Genomic DNA, 18,050 nt, shown 5'->3' on the forward strand with positions numbered 1-18,050 from the left:
AAGGGGCGGACGCGTACTCATCCCCGGCGCACCAACTCGATTGCGTGCGAGGTGTAGAATCCGCTGGAGACGCACTCGCTGCGAGCGATCCGCCACTCGGGCAGTGCAGTGGCGAGCCGCGTGCGCAGCTGGCTCTCTACCAGCGGGACAAGCCGCGGCGACCGGTCGCTGCGCGGGAACAGCTTGCCCGCGTGGTACATCGCGAAAAGCAACGGCGTGCGTGGCACGAAGGTGAACAGAATGCTGTCCGAGGTGCGCTCTGCCAGCGCCGCCAGCGCCGCGATCAGGTCCCCCTCGCGGTAATGGATTAGCGAATCCATCGCGACGACGTGGCCGAAACTGCCGAATGCGGGGTCCAGCATGTCGCCCGCGTGCCAGCGGATCTTGCCATGGCCGACGAAAGAAGGTTCGCGCCGACGCGCCACGTCGACCAGCCCGGCAGCGACATCGACGCCGGTCACTTCCGCGCCGCGACACGCCGCCGCGACGCTGAACGCGCCCGTGCCGCAGCCCGCGTCGAGCACGCGGGTGCGCCGGAGATCCTGCGGCAGCCAGTCCAGCAGCATGGAGCGCATTGCCTCGCGCCCGGCGCGCACCGTCGCGCGCACGCCGCTGACCGGCGCGTCCGAGGTCAGGTCGATCCATGCCTTCTGCGCGGTGCTGTCGAAATAGGTCGCCAGCCGGTCGCGGTTGAGATCGTAGGTGGAAGCCCCGGTGTGCTCGATGGCGCGCGTAGCCATCACTCGAACCCCAGAAAATCGAAGATGTCGCGGTCCTTCATCGCGGTCGCTTCGGACGGATCCACCCCGTCCCAAAGCAATTGCGCGAGCCGGATATATTCGAGCTGGGCGGCGAGCACTTCGGGGCACTCCTCCATCTCGAACAAGGTGCACTTTTTCAGGCGGCTGCGACGGATCGCGTCGAGATCCTGGAAATGCGCGAGCCGCTGCATCCCGATCTCGTCGCAGAAGCGGTCGATTTCGTCGGTCTCGCGGCTGCGATTGGCGACCACGCCGGCGAGCCGCACATCGTAGTTCTTCGCCTTTGCGCCGATCGCGGCGACGATCCGGTTCATCGCGAAGATCGAGTCGAAATCGTTCGCGGCGACCACCAGCGCGCGCTCAGCATGCTGCAGTGGCGCGGCGAACCCGCCGCACACCACATCGCCCAGCACATCGAAGATCACCACGTCGGTGTCTTCGAGCAGGTGGTGCTGTTTCAGCAGTTTGACCGTCTGGCCGACCACGTAACCACCGCAGCCTGTGCCCGCGGGCGGCCCGCCAGCCTCAACGCACATCACGCCGTTATAGCCTTCGAACATGAAGTCTTCGGTCCGCAGTTCCTCGGAATGGAACTCGACCTGCTCCAGCGCATCGATCACGGTCGGCATCAGCTTCTTGGTCAGCGTGAAGGTGCTGTCGTGCTTGGGATCGCAGCCGATCTGCAGCACCCGGTGGCCGAGCTTGCTGAACGCGGCGGAGAGGTTCGACGAAGTGGTCGACTTGCCGATCCCGCCCTTGCCGTAGACCGCGAACACCTTCGCGCCCTTGATCTTGTCGCTCGGGTCGAGCTGGACCTGGACGGAGCCGTCGCCATCCGGCGGTGCCTGTGTCGCTGCGTCTAGCATCATAGTCTCCTCATTCGGCCGCGACCACGCCTTCGAGCCGATCTTCCAGATCGTCGCTCGCCGCGCGCAGGGCTGCCAGTGTGTCGTCGTCGGGTTCCCAGAGCTTCCGCTCGCAGGCTTCGAGCAGGCGGTTCGCCACCCGCACGGATGATTTCGGATTGAGCGCGGAAAGCCGCGCGCGCATCGCTTCGTCGAGCACGAAGGTCTCGCTGATCTGCTGATAGACCCAAGGCTTCACATCGCCGGTAGTCGCCGACCAGCCGAGCGTGTTGGTCACATGCATCTCGACATGGCGCACGCCTTCGAAGCCGTGCTTGAGCATGCCTTCGTACCATTTGGGGTTGAGTGTGCGGGTGCGCGTTTCGAGGTCGATCTGTTCGCCCAGCGTGCGGACCTTCGCCTTACCCTGCGTCGCATCGAGGATGTAGACCGGCGCGTCCTCGCCCTTGGCGCGCGCGATGGCGCGGTTCATCCCGCCCAGCCCATCGACATACTGGTCGAGATCGGTGATCCCGACCTCCACGCTCTCGAGGTTCTGGTAGGTGAAATCGACGCTGGCGAGCGCGGCGGCGAACAGCTCGCGCCGCTGCACGGGCGCACCCTTGGGGCCGTAGGCATAGCCCTTGTGCGTCTCGAAGGCATTGGCCAGTTCGTCCGGATCGGTCCACACACCGCCGTCGATCAGCTGGTTGACGTTCGCGCCATAGGCACCCTCGGCATTGGAGAAGACGCGCAAGCTGGCGGTTTCCATGTCGCAGCCATGAGCCTGCGCAAAAGCGAGGCTGTGCTTGCGGACGTGGTTCTGCTCGATCGGCTCGTCGGCGATGGTCGCGAGCCACGCGGCTTCGGCGAGCATCCGGGTCTGGAGCGGCAGCAGGTCGCGGAAGATGCCCGAGAGCGTGGCGACCACGTCGATCCGTGCGCGGCCCAGTTCGTTCAGCGGGATCAGTTCGGCCCCGCTCAACCGGCCATAGGAATCGAGCCGGGGCCGCGCGCCGATCAGCGCCATCGCCTGGGCGAGCTGCGTGCCCTCGCTCTTGAGGTTGTCCGTGCCCCACAGCACCATCGCGATGCTTTCGGGCGTCTTGTCTTTCGTGGCGCGGTGACGGGCGAGCAGCTGTTCGGCCTGCCGCGCGCCCTCGACCACCGCGAAACTGCTGGGAATGCGGAAGGGGTCGAAGCCGTGAATATTGCGACCCGTGGGCAGCACCTCGGGGTTGCGCAGGATATCGCCGCCCGGCGAGGGCAACACGTAACCGCCGTCAAGCGCATGGATCAGCGCGGACATCTCGTCATTGGCATCGAGCCTGTCTTCCAGCGCTTCCCGGTCGGCATCGGCGTCGGCCTGCTCGATCGCGTCGAGCAGCGCTTCGCGCTCCTCGCCTTCCGGGTTGGCACCGAACACGTGCAACCCGTGCGGGATCAGCGTGCGCTCCAGCTCATACAAGCGGCCCGAGAGGTCTTCGATATCGCCCATGAATATCTCGAGCGTGTCGCAGGCATCGGCGATCATCGCTTCGACCGAGGCGCGTTCCTCGGCATCGGTCGATCCGCGCCAGCGCTCGGTCAGCGCCTTGAGGTCGGCAAAGCCCTTGTACAGCCCGGCTTCGGCCAGCGGCGGGGTGAGGTAGCTGACCAGCGTGGCCGACGCGCGCCGCTTGGCAAGGATGCCTTCGGAAGGGTTGTTGGCGGCGTAGAGGTTGAAGTTGGGCAGATCGCCCAGCAGCCGCTCGGGCCAGCAATCCCCGCTCAGCCCGGACTGCTTGCCGGGCATGAACTCCAGCGCGCCGTGGGTACCGAAATGCAGTACGGCATCGGCGCCGAAGTCACGCCGGATCCAGCGGTAGAAGGCGGAAAAGGCGTGGGTCGGCGCGAAGCCACCTTCGAACAGCAGCCGCATCGGATCGCCCTCGTACCCGAAGGCGGGCTGGACGCCGACGAAGACGTTTCCCAGCTCGACGCCATAGATGTGGATCGCCGAGCCATCGGCCTGCTGCCTGCCGGGCGCGGGGCCCCACTGCGCCTCGATTTCCTTCAGGTGCGGTTCGGCGCGGACATGCTCGTCCGCCGGGATGCGCGCGGCGACATTGGCATCGGCGCAGAACATATCCGCATTGCCGTGCAGCACGGCATCGCGCAGCGCCTCGATGCTTGTCGGCACATCGACGGCGTAGCCCTCGGCGGCCAGGCGGACGAGCGTGGCGTGGAGCGATTCGAACACCGCGAGGTGCGCCGCCGTGCCGGTCGCGCCCGAATTGGGCGGGAAGTTGAAGATGACGATGGCGAGCTTGCGGCTCGCGCGTTCCGCCTTGCGCAGCGTGACCAGCTTCGCGGTCTTGGCGGCGAGTGCGGCAGCGCGTTCGGGATGGCCGCGCATCGCGCGCACCGGGCCATCGCTGTCGTCACTGCGGCCACCGAACAGGCTCGGCGCGATCGCCCCGTCGAGCTCGGGGATCGCGACCATCATCGTGGTTTCGAGCGGCAGCAGCCCCATCCGGCCCTCGGCCCAGGATTCGAGCGACTGGAACTCGATCGGGTGTGCGGCGATGTAGGGCAGGTCGAGGCCGGAGAGCGTTTGCACCGCAGCCTCGGTGTCGTTGTAAGCTGGCCCGCCGACCAGTGAGAAGCCGGTCAGGTTGACGATCGCATCGACCGTCGGCTTGCCATCCTTGACGAAGAATGTCTCGATCGCCGGGCGCGCGTCGAGGCCGGCGGCAAAGGCAGGCACCACCTCCAGCCCGGCGGCCTCCATCGCGGAGATCACGCCGTCGTAATGCGCGGTGTCGCGGCCCAGCAGGTAGGAGCGCAGCATCAGCAGGCCCACCCGGCCCTGCGCGCCCTTCAGCCGCGGCAGCAGGCGCGTGCTTTCGGAGATCAGCTGGTCGGTGCGCGGATGATAGACTCCGACCTCGGGATACTCCTGCGGAGCCTCTGCATGGGTCCCGCCGCGCCGGGCTTCACGCTCGCCAGCCGCGTAGCGGTCGATCAGCGCACGGGCCATCGCGACCACGTTGTCGTCCGATCCGGCAAGCCAGTACTGCAGGGTCAGGAAATAGGCGCGCACATCCTGCGCGGTGCCGGGAATGAACTTCAGGATTTTCGGCAGGCGGCGCAGCATCTTCATCTGTCCCGCGCCCGAGCTGGCACCCGGCTTACCGGAACCGCGCAGCTTCTTGAGCAAGGCGAGCGGGCCCTTGGCAGGCGCATCCATGCGGTAGCCGCCCATCCGGGTCAGCTTCACGACTTCGCCCGCCGACATCAGGCCGAGCATCGCGTCGCACTCTTCGCACCGCGCCTGGAGCGCGGGCATGATGGCGCGGACATGATCGTCGAGGAACAGCATCGTCGCGATGACGATATCGGCCTGCGCGATGTCGCTTTCCGTCTGTTCGAGCGATCCAGGCACCCGATCCCAGTCGGACGCGGCGTGGAGCACGATCGCAATATTCTCGTCCGCAAGCCGCGCGCTCGCGCGCTCGACCGCACCCTTCAGGTGGTTGTCGAGCGTCACGATCACGACGCGCGTGGCGGGGAGCGCACTAACGGGCATAATGCGCCTTCGCATCGTAGAGCGTTTCGAGGTCGATCGCGGCGCGGCCCTGTTCGGCGGCGAAGCTCTCCGTGTTTCGCTTTGCCTTGCCGCGCACGAAGAAGGGGATCTTCTTCAGCTCCGCCTCGGCCTCGGCGGTCCAGAGCGAATTGCCTCCGTCACCCTGAACTTGTTTCAGGGTCCAGCCTTCTTCCTGGTTTGGCGTATCGGGTTGCGGACTGGATGCCGAAACAAGTTCGGCATGACGAATGGGCTGGCTCGGTGCGTGCGCGTGAAGGTGGCTTGCCCCCGCATCGTCCGAAAACTCGAAGTCCTCGCGGAACATCGTGAGCAGGTGCTCTTCCAGCCCCATCACCAGCGGATGGACCCAGGTGTCGAACAGCACGTTCGCGCCTTCGAATCCCATCTGCGGGCTGTGCCGCGCGGGAAAATCCTGCACGTGGACCGGGGCGGAGATCACCGCGCAGGGGACGCCCTGCCGCTTGGCAATGTGGCGTTCCATCTGCGTGCCCAGCACCAGCTCGGGCGAGGCGGCGGCGATTGCGTCCTCGACGTCGAGATGATCGTCGGTGATGAGCGGCTCGACGCCATAGAGCTTCGCGGCATCGCGCACTTCGCGGGCGAATTCGCGGTTGTAGCAGCCGAGCCCAACCACCTCGAAGCCCAACTCTTCCTTCGCAACCCGCGCGGCGGCGACCGCATGGGTAGCATCGCCGAACACGAACACCCGCTTGCCCGTCAGGTAGGTCGAGTCGACCGAGCGGCTCCACCATGGCATGCGCGACTCGCCGTCGGCGAGCGCTGGGTCGGGATCGACGCCTGCCAGCGCGGCGACCTCGGCAATGAACTCGCGCGTCGCGCCCACGCCGATAGGTACGGTCTTGGTGCGCGGCTGCTTGAACTCGCGTTCCAGCCAGCGGGCAGCGCTTTCGCCGATTTCGGGATAGAGCACGATGTTGAAGTCCGCTGCACCGATCCGGGCGATCTCGGCGGGCTCAGCGCCCAGCGGTGCGACGCAGTTCACATCGATACCGAGCGTGTCCAGAATGCCGCGCACTTCGCGCACATCGTCGCGGTGGCGGAAACCGAGCGCTGCGGGGCCAAGAATGTTGACCAGCGGCTTGCGCGTTTCGCGCGGCGCAGGGCGAATGTCGCGGTCCGCGATATGGCGTACGATCTGGTAGAAGGTCTCGCCCGCGCCCCAGTTCTCCTTGCGCGAATAGCTCGGCAGTTCGAGCGGGACGACCGGGCACGGCAGGCGCATCGCCTCGGCCATCCCGGCGGGATCGTCCTGAATCAGCTCGGCGGTGCATGAAGAGCCCACCAGCATCACCTGCGGGTCGAACCGCGCATAGGCATCGCGCGCTGCACGCTGGAACAGGTCGGCGGTATCCTTGCCCAGATCGCGCGCCTGGAAGGTGGTGTAGGTGACCGGGGGGCGTGCATTGCGGCGCTCGATCATCGTGAACAGCAGATCGGCGTAGGTGTCGCCCTGCGGCGCGTGGAGCAGGTAGTGGACTCCACGCATCGCCGTCGCGACCCGCATCGCGCCGACATGAGGAGGCCCCTCGTAGGTCCAGACGCTCAGCTGCACGGCTACACCTGCAACACGTCGCAGCGGCGCAAGGGCCGCGCAAAGAGTTCGGCGAGGTCGCCCGCCTGTTCGAACCCGTGGATCGGCGAGAAGACCAGTTCGATCGCCCACTTGGTGGAGAGCCCTTCCGCCTCCAGCGGATTGGCGAGGCCGAGGCCGCAGACGGTCAGGTCGGGCCGGTCGGCGCGCACCCGGTCGAGCTGCCTGTCGACATCCTGCCCTTCGCTGATCCGCGTGCCCTGCGGCAGTTGCTCCAGATCGCGCGCGACCAGCTTGCGGTTGAGATAGGGCGTGCCGACCTCGACCGGCTCCATGCCGAGTTCGGTGGCGAGGAACCGCGCTAGCGGCACCTCCAGCTGCGAGTCGGGCAGGAAGGAGATCCGCTTGCCCGCCAGTTTTTCGCGATGATGTTCGAGCGCACGCTTGGCCCGCTCGCGGCCCGGCGCAACCACCGCGTTGGCGTGCATCTCGTCGATCCCGAAAGCCGCCGCTGTGGCCTTGAGCCAGGCGGTCGTGCCTTCCGCACCGAAGGGGAACGGCGCATCGATCCGCTGGCCCCCACGCCCTTCGAGCGCCTGCGCGGTTTCACCAAGGAAGGGCTGCGCGAGCAGAATGCGCGTGTTGGGGCCGACCGAGGGAAGACTGTCGGCGGTGCGCGCCGGCAGCACGCCGACATTCTCGATCCCGAGCTGCGCGAACAGGCGCAGGAACTGGTCCTCGACGATATCCGGCAGCGATCCGACCATCAGCAATTCTGCCGCGGCATCGGGCGCGCTCTTGGGCATGGCGGGGACCAGCGAGGCAAGGCATGCGTCCTCGCCCTCGGTGAAGGTCGTTTCGATCCCGCTGCCAGAATAGTTGAGAATGCGAACCGCACCGGCATGCTTGGCGCCGAGTCGCTCGGCCGCCTTGCCGAGGTCCAGCTTGATGACTTCGGACGGGCACGAGCCGACGAGGAACAGCTGCCTGATCTCGGGGCGCCGCGCGAGCAACCGGTCGACCACCCGGTCCAGCTCTTCGTGGCAATCGGCCATGCCCGCCAGATCGCGCTCCTCGATAATCGCGGTGGCGAAGCGCGGCTCGGCGAAGATCATCACGCCCGCCGCCGATTGCAGCAGGTGAGCGCAGGTGCGCGATCCGACCACGAGGAAGAAGGCGTCCTGCATCTTGCGATGCAGCCAGACAATTCCCGTGAGGCCGCAGAAGACCTCGCGTTGGCCCCTCTCTCTCAATATGGGCTCGCGCAAGACCTCGCGTTCGGGCGAAACTGCGCAGCCGCTGTCTGCGGGAACCGAGAATGTGTCCGCCTTCATGCGGGCACCGCCTGGACGCTGCCGGCAAGCCGCGCAGCGCGCAGCTTCAGCAGGAACTGTCCGGCATTGACGACATAGGCCGCGTAACCTGCCAGCGCGACGAGCATGCGCGCCTCGACGCTGCCGATGCCGCCCAGCAGCATCGCGAGATAGGCGGTATGCAGGCCGATCACGACCATGCTGAACACGTCTTCCCAAAAGAACGGCCTCGCGAAGAGCCATTTGCCGAACACGACCTTTTCCCAGATCGAGCCCGTGATCATGATCGTATAAAGCGCGAAGGTCTTGGCGATGATCGAAAGGTCGGCGGCAAAGGCGCCGTCGCCGGTCGCGAGAGTGCGCAAAACCAGAACCAGGCTGATCGCGAAAATCGCGAACTGCACCGGCGCAAGCACACCCTGCACGAGGGTCCAGACGCTCGAGTCGCGGCGCGCGCGTTCTTCGGGCGTGTAGAGCGACACGCCGTCGCTCGCCCACGCGGCACGGGTTGTCCCGTGCCGCGTACGCGGCGCTTTCGTGCCTGTGTCCGGATGAGCCTTGCTGGTCATGGGGTCGGCGACCGCCCTCCTCTCTCCAATGGCGCAAGACTACGCCTACCTCGCGAGGAGTGTCAATCTTTCATGACGACAAGTGAAGTGGACACTATCCGATTTGCCATATCGCGAAATCGGGCGTACGCTTCCTTCAGCTTGGGCGGAGTCGTATAAGTATAACCGCATGCCCGGGTCGACGCAGTCCGCGCCGCTAACAGACTGGGAGAGTCTGCAATGGCATCGGTTTTCGGCATGGGGTCCACGGCCCTCCGGAACATTATCGCTAACCCTCTGGGTGCCCGAAGGCGAGTGCCCGGCCCGCATGAGGACGAGCTGGGCGATATAGTGGAACAACACATGATCCCCCGCCTGATGCTGGCGCACTCGCGCGAGCCACAGGCCCAAGTCGCGACGGCACTTGACCCGATCGCACCGGATTTTGCGGACGGTTTCGCGGTCAGTCTGCTCGAATGGGATGCCGACCGGGCGCTGAGGGAAGTCGAGTCTCTGATAACGCGCGGCTACGAGATCCAGGCGCTCTATCTCGACCTCCTCGCCCCTGCGGCGCGCAAGCTGGGCGCCCTGTGGGAAGAGGACCGCTGCGATTTCGTCGAGGTGACGATGGGCCTGTGGCGATTGCAGGAGGTGATGCGCGAAGTCACTTCTTCCACCGCGCCGATGGCCCGCGCGCTGGAGACACCAGCCCGCGCGCTATTCTCGCCCATTCCGGGCGATCAGCACGCCTTCGGCGCCTTGATGATCGACGAGGTTTTCGCGCGCGCCGGGTGGGAAAGCGAAGCGCTGATCGATCCTCAGAGGCGCGAATTGCTGACCATCGTATCGCGGAAATCCTTCGATCTGATAGGATTGACCATCACCACCGATTCACCTAGCAGCGCGCTTCAATCCCTGATCCGGGCCATTCGCGCGGTATCGGCCAATCCGGCGACCCGCATCATGATCGGGGGGCGGATGGTCAATTCCAATCCGGACATCGTGAAGGAAGTCGGCGCCGACGGTACGGCGACGGATGCCTTTTCGGCGCTCGAAACCGCACAACGGATGGTCGCCGAAGCAGGACTGCTTTCTAACCCCGCACCCTGAAGGGGGCGAGTATCTGATGCTGACCAAAAAGCACTTCGGTGATGCAGACCGGTCCTTCGGCGACAGCGCCGGACTGTTTGGTACACTCGGCGTCGAGGCGGCGCAGCAGCTCGCCATGGCGGCGGGCGATATTGCGCTGGTGATCGACGATACGGGCCAGATCGTCGACGTGTCGGTCAGCGAGCAGGAATTTCCCGAATTCACGGATTGGGCGGGCGATAACTGGCTCGACACGGTGACCATCGAAAGCCGTGCCAAGGTCATGGAAATGCTCGCCGCCGCACGCAAGGGAGAGACGCACCGCTGGCGTCAGGTGAACCACCCGACGACCGACGGCGACGTGCCGGTGCGCTATACGATCGTGAGCCTGGGCGATGGACTCCATATCGCGCTCGGACGCGATCTGCGCGATGTCGCGCGAACCCAGCAGCGCCTGTTGCAGGTGCAGCAGGCGTTGGAGCGCGATTACATGCACATGCGCCAGCTTGAGGCGCGCTATCGCATCCTGTTCGAACGATCGGGCGAGGCGGTGCTGATCGTCGAGGCGGATACGCATCGCATTCGCGAGGCGAACCCCGCGGCCTGTCGCCTTGCGGGCGCGCGCGGCGGAACCCTGCATGGCAAGAAGCTGGGCGGACTGTTCGACAGCGCCACGCGCGATTCGCTCACCACCCAGCTCGGTTCCGCACTGGGCACCGACGCCGCGGCACCGATCCCGGTCAAGCTTTCGCGCGGCGGTCGCAAGGCGATGGTCGCGGCAACCGGCTTCAGCCAGTCGCGGCGGCAATATCTACTGCTGGTCATAACCCCTGCGGACGAACAGGTGGCGAAGGACGATCATTCGCTGTCCGATATCATCGAAACGATGCCCGACGCCTTCGTTATCGCCGATGGCGACATGCGGGTTTTGCGAGCGAATTCGGCCTTCGTGGAAATGGTCGATGCGGCGAGCGAGGAGCAGCTCGGCGGACGCTCGCTCACGCGGTTCCTCGGTCGCCCGGGGATCGATCTCGATCTGATCGCAGGGCAGATGGAAAAGGATGGGGTCGCGCGCAATGTCACCAGCGTGGTCCGCAACCTGAGCGGGTCGGCCGAAGAGCCGGTCGAAATTTCCGCCGTGGCCACCGGCGACGACAAGCAGGGCAATGCACGCCATTTCGGCTTCGTCATCCGTCCGATCGGCCGCCGTCTTCGCGAGGTCGCCGGCGCCGGCGAAGATCTGCCGCGCTCGGTCGAGGAGCTGACCGATCTGGTCGGCCGCATGCCGCTGAAGGACATCGTGCGCGAGAGCACCGATCTGATCGAACGTTTGTGCATCGAAGCTGCGCTGCTCTACACCTCGGACAATCGCGCATCGGCGGCCGAGATTCTGGGGCTGAGCCGCCAGAGCCTTTATTCCAAACTCAACCGCTACGGCCTCGGCAAGCAGGGCGAGGAAACGCGGTAGCCTTTGCCTGACATAAAGACTGTCAAAATGGTTTGACGGACCTTCCGCCGAGGCATACCCTGTTTGGCATGGAACGTTCGGCGCCCTTACCCGGAACGTCGCCGCCGCCCGCGGCCCGCGATGTCCTCGCGCTGCTCAAACCGATCACCTGGTTTCCGCCGATGTGGGCCTTCGCGGTCGGGGTCGTCTCGTCTGGCGTAGCGGTCGACGGGCGCTGGTTGCTGGTCGCCTGCGGCGTGCTGCTGGCAGGGCCGCTGGTGTGCGGGACGAGCCAGGCAGTCAACGACTGGTTCGACCGGCACGTGGACGCCATTAACGAACCGAACCGCCCGATCCCCTCGGGCCGCGTGGCAGGCCGCTGGGGCCTTTACATCGCGATCATCGGGACCGCCCTTTCGCTGCTGGTCGCCCTCGCGCTAGGGCCGCTGGTGCTGGGCGCGGCAACCATCGGGCTTGCGCTTGCCTGGGCCTACAGCGCCCCGCCCTTCCGTTTGAAGTCGAGCGGCTGGTGGGGCCCGGCGACGGTCGGCCTGACTTATGAGGGGCTGAGCTGGTTCACCGGCGCCACGGTCATGTTGGGCGCGATGCCCTCAGCATCGGTTCTGATCGTGCTGCTGCTCTATTCGGCGGGTGCGCACGGCATCATGACGCTGAACGATTTCAAGGCGGTAGAGGGCGATCGCGTGACCGGCTTGCGCTCGCTCCCGGTCACGCTGGGCGTGCGCAACGCGAGCCTGCTCGCCTGCGCCACGATGGCCGGGGCACAGGCCGTCATTATCGCGATGCTGATGATGTGGGGACACTGGCTCTCCGCAGGAATCGTCGCATGCCTGTTGATCGGACAGTTTGCCCTGATGCCGCGGCTGGTCCGCGATCCGGCCAAGCATGCGCCATGGTATGGGGCGACCGGCGTCACGCTCTACGTGCTGGGCATGCTCGCCGCAGGACTAGGCCTGGGAGGATATGTCTGATGGACGCCAACGCCTTGTCTGCGCCCGATGCGAGGGGCCTTGGCTGGCTCGCGATCATCCGGCTCGGGCTGGTGCAGGCGTCGATCGGTGCAATCGTCATGCTGGCGACCTCGCTGCTCAACCGGGTGATGGTGGTCGAATATGCCCTCGCCGCGGCGATCCCTGCGGGGCTGGTCGCATGGCATTACGCTGTGCAGCTCGCGCGCCCGCTATGGGGCCATGGATCGGACCGGGGACGCAGGCGTACGCCGTGGATCGTCGGCGGCATGGCGGTGCTGGCGGGCGGCGCGCTGCTCGCGGTGCGTGCGACAAGCATGATGCCCGAAACGCCGGTGCTCGGCGGAACGCTGGCGGTGCTTGCCTTCACCATGATCGGCGCTGGCGTCGGCGCCGCGGGCACCTCGATGCTCGCGCTGCTGGCCTCGGGCGTCGCACCGACGCGGCGCGCGGCAGCCGCGGCAGTGACCTGGACGATGATGATCGCCGGGATCGTGATCGCGGCAGGTGTGGCCGGTGCGCTGCTCGACCCGTTCAGCGAAGCACGGCTGGCGAGCGTGGCGAGTGGCGTTGCGCTGAGCGCGTTTGCCGTCGCCTGCCTCGCCATCTGGCGGCTCGAACCGCGCGCAATGGCGAACTTCGACAGCGAAGATCGCGGCGAAGCGCCCGCCTTTGCCGAGGCGCTGCGCGAGATCATGCAGGAAACGGCTGCGCGCCGCTTCACCGTGCTGATCTTCGTCTCGATGCTCGCCTATTCGATGCAGGACCTCATTCTCGAACCCTTTGCCGGACTCGTCTTCGGGATGACGCCGGGCCAATCGACCAGCCTTTCGGGGCTCCAGCATGGCGGCGTATTGCTTGGCATGATCCTCGCCGGCGTCGGTGGCAGCGCCTTTGCAGGGCGTCTGCCGGTGGATCTGCGCCTGTGGATCGTCGCGAGTTGCGCTGGCTCGGGCCTGGCGCTTGCAGGTCTGGCGATGGCGGCGCTCGCCGGGCCGGGCTGGCCGCTTGCCGCCAATGTCTTCGTGCTGGGCTTCTGCAACGGCGTGTTCGCGGTTTCCGCCATCGGCGCGATGATGGGGCTGGCCGGCGCGGGCGAAAAGACCCGCGAGGGCGTGCGCATGGGCGTCTGGGGCGCAGCGCAGGCCATCGCCTTCGGCCTCGGCGGACTGGGCGGCGCGCTGGGCGTCGATGTTGCCCGGCGCGTAGCGGGTCAGGATGGTGCGGCCTTCCAGCTGATCTTCGCCATCGAGGCCTGCCTGTTCATCCTCGCCGCCGCGCTGGCGGTGCAGGCGACGCACAAGGCACCGGCACATTCGGGGGGAGTGGCAACGGCATGAGCATAGCGACAGAGGATGCGATCTACGACGCGGTGGTGGTCGGCGGCGGCCCTTCCGGTGCCACCATCGCCAAGGACCTTGCCGATGGCGGGCGGCGCGTGCTGCTGCTCGACCGCGCGGGCCGGATCAAGCCGTGCGGCGGCGCGGTGCCCCCGCGGCTGCTCAAGGATTTCGAAGTGCCGCACTCGCTGCTGGTCGCGCGCGCGCGCTCGGCCCGGATGATTGCGCCATCGGACCGCAAGGTGGACATGCCGGTGGGCGAAATCGGCTATGTCGGCATGGTCGACCGCGATGTGTTCGACGAATGGCTGCGCAACCGTGCGGCCGAAGCAGGGGCGGAGCGACGCACCGGCACGTTCGAGCGGATCGAGCGCGACGAGGCAGGCACCAGCGTCTGCTACAAGGAAAGCCGCGACGGCGAGATGCAGCAAATCCGCACGCGCCTGGTCATCGGCGCGGACGGTGCGCGCTCCAAGGTCGCGGCACAGAACATCGCGGGGGCGGAGCGGATGAAATGCGTCTTCGCCTATCACGAGATCATCAAGTCGCCCGCGAACGATACGCCGGGCTATGACAAGGACGCCTTCGATGGATCGCGCTGCGACGTGTTCTACCAGGGCCATCTCTCGCCCGATTTCTACGCGTGGGTCTTCCCGCATGGCGAGACCGCCAGCGTCGGCGTGGGCAGCGCAAACAAAGGCTTCAGCCTGCGCGGTGCGGTCGCTCGGATGCGCGGCGACCTCGGCCTCGATTCCTGCGAGACGATCCGCCGCGAAGGCGCGCCGATCCCGCTCAAGCCCCTCAAACGCTGGGACAATGGCGCGGACGTAATCGTCGCGGGCGATGCCGCCGGGGTGGTAGCGCCCGCATCGGGCGAAGGCATCTACTACGCGATGATGGGCGGGCGCTGCGTGGCGCGGGCGGCCGAACAGTTCCTCGCGACCGGGCAGCCCGCTACGCTCAGGCAGGCGCGTCGAAGCTTCATGCGCGAGCACGGGAAGGTGTTCTGGATCCTCGGGATGATGCAGCACTTCTGGTATTCGAGCGACAAGCGCCGCGAGCGTTTCGTGACCATGTGCGCCGATCGCGACGTGCAGCAGCTGACGTGGGAAGCCTACATGAACAAGCGGCTCGTGCGTGCGAAACCCATTGCCCATGTCCGTATTTTCCTGAAGGATTGCGCGCATCTTCTGGGCCTGAAGGCCGCCGCGTGAGGGATGCATATTGATGGCTCGCAGCTGGCTGTTGCCGATGATCGTGGCGGGCATCGCCGCGCTGTGCGTTGCGATGCTGGGCGGTACGATCACCGATCTGGGGCCTTGGTACCAATCGCTCGCCAAGCCCGACTGGACCCCGCCCAATTTCCTCTACCCTGTCGCATGGACCGCGATCTTCGCGCTGGCGGCGGTAGCGGCGGTGGCGACGTGGCGCGCGGCACCGAATTCGCGCGTCGCCGATGCCGTCATCGGACTGTTCGCGCTCAACGGATTCCTCAACATCCTGTGGAGCCTGATCTTCTTCCGCATGCAGCGGCCCGACTGGGCCTTTGCCGAGCTGCTGCTGCTGTGGCTCTCGGTCGGTGCGCTGATCCTCTTCTGCGCCCGCTATTCGCGCTTCGCCGCGATCGCGCTGGTGCCGTACATCGTGTGGGTGAGCATCGCGGGCGCGCTCAACTGGAGCATCGTCGAGCTCAACGGGCCGTTCTGACGTGTCCGATGCGATGGAGGCGCTGTTCGCCAGCGGGCATGCGGCGGACATCGTACTGGCCGTGCTGGCGCTCGAGGCGCTGTGGCTGGCGAGCCGTGGTTGGCGCATCGGCGCGATCGCTGGCCTGCTCGGCCCCGCCGCGCTAATGATGCTCGGCCTGCGCGCCGCGCTGACCGGGGCAGAATGGTACTGGGTCTCGTTTCCGATCGCCCTCGCCTTCCCGCTTCATGCGATGGACCTGCGGATGCGGTTTGCTGGGAAAGTCTGAATTGGGCGAGAATTGTTCAGTAACCTGACCGTCAGCTAACGACCCCGTTGCGGACATTTCGATGGGTGATGGGAATGGGATATGGCGACTACTTATCACTTCATGTCTGCTCCACATGAGCTCGATGTCTTAGATTGGTTCAGATCACAGGCGGAAACAGCAGAAGAGCATCAAAACGCTGAGCGGATATTGCTATTCTATCGCCAGTACGGTCCCTTAGCCCACAACGAAGATGGTAGCCCTGACGCAACAGGATCGCCTCTCGTTTCGATCTACAATCCTAAAATTCGGAAATCGTCACTCTGGACAATTGGAGAAGTTCATTTCCTTTGGAGGGGTGCGTCGAGGTTTCCTGCACTTGAGCGAATGCGCAAGCGGTTCCAAAATTGGCTCCGCGAACGGCCTGTTGTATGGGAACGGAGCCAAGATGGTTTGGAGGGCTACGGATACTACTTGGAAGGCACGGTAAGAAATATCTCTGACTCCATCTATGCATTTCCGGACGGTTTGGCCGCCTATCGAACTGGTCAGTATTTTGTTGCCGAAAGTGACAATGAGTTTGTGTTAGACCGTGTGTGCCGGACCCTCCAATTGCGTGGCATCGACTGCTCCTGAAAGGGGACCGTTTTCCACCCCATAGTCGAATATCAATAAGCCGCTTCAGTCTCCCGGAGAGCCGCCACTCAGTCCCGATACAGAAAAAGCCCGACCGCGATGGCCGGGCTTTTTCTTGTTGCCTTCGTAGCAGGTCAGCGCGGCGGGGCGTAGTGATGCTCCTGCGCCCACAGGTACCAGTTGTCGACCACCGTGCCGGTCAGCAGGATGCCGATCCCGCCGGTCAGCGTGGTCAGCACCGCGAACCACCAGGCCCAGCGGTGGATCGATTCCATCGTGGCGTTGAAGCCCATGGTCCAGCGCCAGAACAGGCCGGCCCGCTCCGCAGCCGTACCGCGATCGGTGATCTGTTCGATCTCACGCTCCCCGCCATAGCGACCGACCGCGAGGATGGTGCCGCCATGCATCGCGAACAGCAGTGCCGAACCGTAAAGGAAGGCGATCGAGAGGCAGTGGAACGGGTTGTAGAAGAGGTTGCCATAGATCAGCGAGAAGTTGTTGGTCCAGTCGAGGTGCGGGAAGATGCCGAAGGGCACCGCCTCGCTCCAGCTGCCCATCAGGCCGGGGCGGATGAAGCCGAGCACCAGATAGAGCCAGATCGCGCTCGCGAAAGCCCAGGTGACATGCAGCCCCATGCCCAGCGCCTTGGCGCGGCGATAGGTCCGCAACCACCACAGCAGGATCGACGTGGTCAGGAAGAACCCAGCCATGATCCACCAGCCGCCTTCGGCCAGCGGGACGAAGGGCTGGAAGCCGTACTCGGGCCCCGGCGGATCGAGCGAGAGCCAGAAGAACTCGCGCACGAAGGCCTGCGGGCTCCAGTTGACCGAGGCGAGCATGTTGAGCCCGATGATCTCGATCGCGATGAAGCCGAAGAGCAGCGAGGCGAGGCCAAGCCAGCCGAGATAGATCGGCCCGAACTGCGCCTGGCCGAGCTTGCCGAACCAGTGGGCGTTCCAGTGAAGCGGGATGCGCGGCTCGTCGGCGAAGGGCAGGTCGATGCCCATTTCCGCCGGGCCTTCGAGCTGCACTTGGGTGAAGATGTTCTGGTAGCGTGGCATGACGAAGTACCCTCCTCAGGACCAGATCGGGATGCTGCGCCACCAGCTCCACCATTCGGGGAAGCTGCCCTGGTACAGCGGCCCGGCAAGGATCATGCACGCCGCGCTCCAGAACCCGGCGTTGAGCGCCAGGAGGAGCCCCAGCCGGTGGATGCCCACGGTGCCGATCGAATAGCCGATGAAATCGCGGAAAAACGTGTCTTCGTACTCGGGCGACTTGACCTCGGTGCCCTTGGGCACGTTGACTGCCGACAGGACCAGCGCACCATGCAGCGCAAGCGCGAGACAGGTCGTGAAGAAGAACGTGATCGCGACCATGTGCAGCGGGTTGTAATGGAAATTCACGTAGGAATAGCCGGTGTTCGATACCCAATCGAGGTGGGTGAAGATGCCATAGGGAAAGCCGTGCCCCCATGCGCCGAGCCAGATCGGACGGATCACGACCAGCGTGGCATAGGCCAGGATTGCGAAGCTGAAGGCGACCGGCACGTGGTATCCCATGCCCAGCTTGCGGCAGATCTCCACCTGCCGCAACGCCCATGAGACGAAGGCGATCAGCGCACATACGGTTATGATCTGCCAGTAGCCCCCGGCATTGAGCGGGGCGGCGGCAAGCCCCGCTTCGATGGGTGGCGGATCGATCGAGATCAGCCATGGGTTCAAGGTTGGCCCTTGGGAAGCCGAGGCGAAGATCAGGAGCGTGCCCAGCAACGCAGCAATCGCCGCCGTAACGCCGAAGAAGCCCACGTAGAATGGACCGACCCAGAAATCGAACAGGTCGCCACCGATCAGGGTGCCGCCACGCACGCGATATTTCCGCTCGAAACTCAGGAGCGCCATAGGTCCATCCTTCCCGCCCCCAGTGGCGGGTCTTGCAGGTTCATCCCAGATTACTCACCGGGCCGCGCATGCGGCGCCGGCTG

At 65.6% G+C, this 18,050-nt stretch carries 16 protein-coding genes; 8 read left to right on the forward strand and 8 right to left on the reverse strand.

Annotated features, from left to right (window positions below; all coding sequences use genetic code 11):
* Positions 1-17: 17 nt before the first annotated feature.
* From bchM to bchF, 6 genes are read right to left on the reverse strand one after another with little or no spacing between them, the layout of a single operon-like run.
* Positions 18-740 (reverse strand): magnesium protoporphyrin IX methyltransferase, encoded by a 723-nt coding sequence (bchM, locus tag AAG612_RS06700; RefSeq protein ID WP_342508481.1) that lies wholly within the window; start codon positions 738-740, stop codon positions 18-20.
* Positions 740-1,627 (reverse strand): ferredoxin:protochlorophyllide reductase (ATP-dependent) iron-sulfur ATP-binding protein, encoded by an 888-nt coding sequence (gene bchL / locus AAG612_RS06705; RefSeq protein ID WP_010236050.1) that lies wholly within the window; start codon positions 1,625-1,627, stop codon positions 740-742. Before bchL ends, bchM begins: the two co-directional genes overlap by 1 nt.
* Positions 1,628-1,637: 10 nt before the next feature.
* The gene (gene bchH, locus AAG612_RS06710) at positions 1,638-5,177 is read right to left on the reverse strand and encodes a magnesium chelatase subunit H (RefSeq protein WP_342508485.1); all 3,540 of its coding nucleotides are present in this window, start codon (positions 5,175-5,177) and stop codon (positions 1,638-1,640) included.
* Positions 5,167-6,771: a ferredoxin:protochlorophyllide reductase (ATP-dependent) subunit B gene (bchB, locus tag AAG612_RS06715; RefSeq protein ID WP_342508487.1), complete on the reverse strand. Its 1,605-nt coding sequence runs from the start codon at positions 6,769-6,771 to the stop codon at positions 5,167-5,169. Before bchB ends, bchH begins: the two co-directional genes overlap by 11 nt.
* A 2-nt stretch (positions 6,772-6,773) precedes the next feature.
* A complete protein-coding gene (locus tag AAG612_RS06720) occupies positions 6,774-8,084 on the reverse strand; it encodes a ferredoxin:protochlorophyllide reductase (ATP-dependent) subunit N (RefSeq protein ID WP_342508489.1) in 1,311 nt (436 codons plus the stop codon).
* Complete coding sequence (bchF, locus tag AAG612_RS06725) at positions 8,081-8,632, reverse strand: 2-vinyl bacteriochlorophyllide hydratase (RefSeq protein WP_342508491.1); 552 nt, start codon at positions 8,630-8,632, stop codon at positions 8,081-8,083. The genes AAG612_RS06720 and bchF overlap by 4 nt, the downstream gene beginning before the upstream one ends.
* Before the next feature lie 342 nt (positions 8,633-8,974).
* Between bchF and AAG612_RS06730 the strand changes: the two genes are divergently transcribed.
* From AAG612_RS06730 to AAG612_RS06765, 8 genes are all read left to right on the forward strand, one after another.
* Complete coding sequence (locus AAG612_RS06730; protein WP_342508492.1) at positions 8,975-9,721, forward strand: cobalamin B12-binding domain-containing protein; 747 nt, start codon at positions 8,975-8,977, stop codon at positions 9,719-9,721.
* 16 nt (positions 9,722-9,737) lie between these two features.
* Entirely contained in the window at positions 9,738-11,168 is a 1,431-nt protein-coding gene (gene ppsR, locus AAG612_RS06735; RefSeq protein ID WP_342508494.1) for a transcriptional regulator PpsR, read from the forward strand.
* Positions 11,169-11,236: 68 nt separating this feature from the next.
* A complete protein-coding gene (chlG, locus tag AAG612_RS06740; protein WP_342508496.1) occupies positions 11,237-12,139 on the forward strand; it encodes a chlorophyll synthase ChlG in 903 nt (300 codons plus the stop codon).
* A complete protein-coding gene (locus AAG612_RS06745; RefSeq protein ID WP_342508498.1) occupies positions 12,139-13,476 on the forward strand; it encodes a BCD family MFS transporter in 1,338 nt (445 codons plus the stop codon). Before chlG ends, AAG612_RS06745 begins: the two co-directional genes overlap by 1 nt.
* Positions 13,473-14,690 carry a geranylgeranyl diphosphate reductase gene (locus tag AAG612_RS06750; RefSeq protein ID WP_342508500.1) on the forward strand — a complete coding sequence of 406 codons (1,218 nt, stop codon included), beginning with the start codon at positions 13,473-13,475 and terminating at the stop codon, positions 14,688-14,690. The genes AAG612_RS06745 and AAG612_RS06750 overlap by 4 nt, the downstream gene beginning before the upstream one ends.
* Before the next feature lie 13 nt (positions 14,691-14,703).
* Complete coding sequence (locus AAG612_RS06755) at positions 14,704-15,183, forward strand: TspO/MBR family protein (protein WP_342508501.1); 480 nt, start codon at positions 14,704-14,706, stop codon at positions 15,181-15,183.
* A 1-nt stretch (position 15,184) separates the two neighbouring features.
* Positions 15,185-15,451, forward strand: a complete 267-nt coding sequence (locus tag AAG612_RS06760) for a hypothetical protein (protein WP_342508503.1) — start codon at positions 15,185-15,187, stop codon at positions 15,449-15,451.
* Between the two features lie 81 nt (positions 15,452-15,532).
* Complete coding sequence (locus tag AAG612_RS06765) at positions 15,533-16,066, forward strand: hypothetical protein (protein ID WP_342508505.1); 534 nt, start codon at positions 15,533-15,535, stop codon at positions 16,064-16,066.
* Positions 16,067-16,200: 134 nt separating this feature from the next.
* On the opposite strand, the gene pufM is transcribed toward AAG612_RS06765, so the two are convergent.
* Positions 16,201-17,127, reverse strand: a complete 927-nt coding sequence (gene pufM / locus AAG612_RS06770; RefSeq protein WP_342508509.1) for a photosynthetic reaction center subunit M — start codon at positions 17,125-17,127, stop codon at positions 16,201-16,203.
* Positions 17,128-17,142: 15 nt separating this feature from the next.
* Entirely contained in the window at positions 17,143-17,967 is an 825-nt protein-coding gene (pufL, locus tag AAG612_RS06775; RefSeq protein ID WP_342508511.1) for a photosynthetic reaction center subunit L, read from the reverse strand.
* Positions 17,968-18,050: the final 83 nt, after the last annotated feature.

It is taken from the genome of Citromicrobium bathyomarinum (genome assembly GCF_038594605.1).
Lineage (GTDB): Bacteria > Pseudomonadota > Alphaproteobacteria > Sphingomonadales > Sphingomonadaceae > Alteriqipengyuania > Alteriqipengyuania bathyomarina_B.